The 691-nt window shown below is 64.7% G+C and carries 1 protein-coding gene; it reads right to left on the bottom strand.

Annotated features, from left to right (window positions below):
- The coding region (locus GEV06_28835; protein ID MPZ21849.1) for a DNA-binding response regulator at nt 1–129 on the bottom strand (129 nt) is incomplete at its 3' end.
- Between the last annotated feature and the right edge of the window lie 562 nt (nt 130–691).

Here is a 691-nt window from a genome sequence, read left to right as displayed (position 1 = left end):
GCCAGTCAGGGCGGCGTGGAGCCCGTCATCGCCTTGGCCGCTGACGTCGACGATGAAGCCGTTCTCGACGAGCCCGTTCCGCAGGTAGGAGGCGGCTTTCACCTCGTCTTCGACCACCAGGATCTTCATGGCTCGCTCGACAGTATTACCGACGAATTCACTGGCGCAACGGCCTGTGCGACCCGTTCAGCGTCCGGTGCTCGCGCCGCTCAAGGCCGGATCGTCGCCTGGTTGCGCCACTGACCGGCGACACCAACGTACACGTGATGTGACGCGGACTGAAGGTCAGAGCGACCCAGTTGCCGATCTCCAAGAGACTCACGGCGCGGTGCCGCCTCGACTCCTAGCATGCACCCTGCACAGTTGCTGAAACAGCTCTCGGCGCCAGAACGCTCCCATCATTCTTCAACTCCTCATCCGACCTGGCCCCGGACGCCATGTACGACGCGATTCGTGCCAGCGGGCATTGGGTCGTCCCAGCGTAGGAGAATTGACGGTCCCGAATGCGCGGCTGGGCTTGACCGATCCGTCCGACGGTGGAGCCGGCAGCGGGAGATGCTGGCGCTGCCTTGACGAAGCGCCATTCGATCGTCATCGCCTTCCGCGCGCCGCCATGAGGAAGCAGGGTACAGCGGCCACCTGCACGATCACGGAAAACGCGAGCAGCGCGGGCATGGAGCGGCCGTAGAGC

Origin of the sequence: Luteitalea sp., from assembly GCA_009377605.1 — a bacterium.
GTDB lineage: Bacteria > Acidobacteriota > Vicinamibacteria > Vicinamibacterales > Vicinamibacteraceae > WHTT01.
The sequence above is the reverse complement of the archived record's forward strand: the minus strand, read 5'-3'. Positions and strand labels throughout refer to the sequence as shown.